1 protein-coding gene is annotated in these 545 nt (G+C 68.1%); it reads left to right on the forward strand.

The window, feature by feature from the left end; translation table 11 throughout:
• Window positions 1–210 precede the first annotated feature (210 nt).
• On the forward strand, window positions 211–545 hold a 335-nt coding region (locus NZ773_16355), incomplete at its 3' end, for an aminotransferase class V-fold PLP-dependent enzyme (protein MCS6803496.1).

The following is a 545-nucleotide window of genomic DNA, read 5'->3' on the forward strand; positions in this document are numbered from 1 at the left end:
AGCGGTCTTTTACCTGCGCTCGCGCGGCATCGGTTTCGAGGCGGCGCAGAGCCTGCTCACTTACGCGTTCGCCGCCGAGGTCGTCGACCAGGTCAAGCTCGAAACGGCCCGCAAAGAGCTCCAGGAGTTCCTCCTGCGGTGGGTGCCGCAGGGGGACGTCGTACGGGACGCCATCTGAGCGGGGCCGGTGCGGGGATTCGAATGTCTTCGATGGCCGTACTCGAGAAGCTCGACGGCAAGCGACTCCGTGCGGACTTCCCGATCTTCGCCGTGCGGAGCCGGCGCGGGCCGTTCGTGTACCTCGACAGCGCGGCCACGGCGCAGAAGCCGCGCCAGGTCCTCGAAGCGCTGACGGACTTTTACGCGACCCACTGGGGACCGGTCGCCCGCGGGGTTTACAAGCTCTCCGCGGAAGCCACGAACGCGTACGAGGCCGCGCGTGCCGAGGTTGCGGATTTTCTCGGGGCCGGGTCGGCCGAGGAGGTGGTTTTCGTGCGCGGCACGACGGAAGCGATGAACCTCCTCGCCGCGACGCTCGAGGAACG

This window comes from Dehalococcoidia bacterium (assembly GCA_025054935.1).
Lineage (GTDB): Bacteria > Chloroflexota > Dehalococcoidia > SpSt-223 > SpSt-223 > JANWZD01.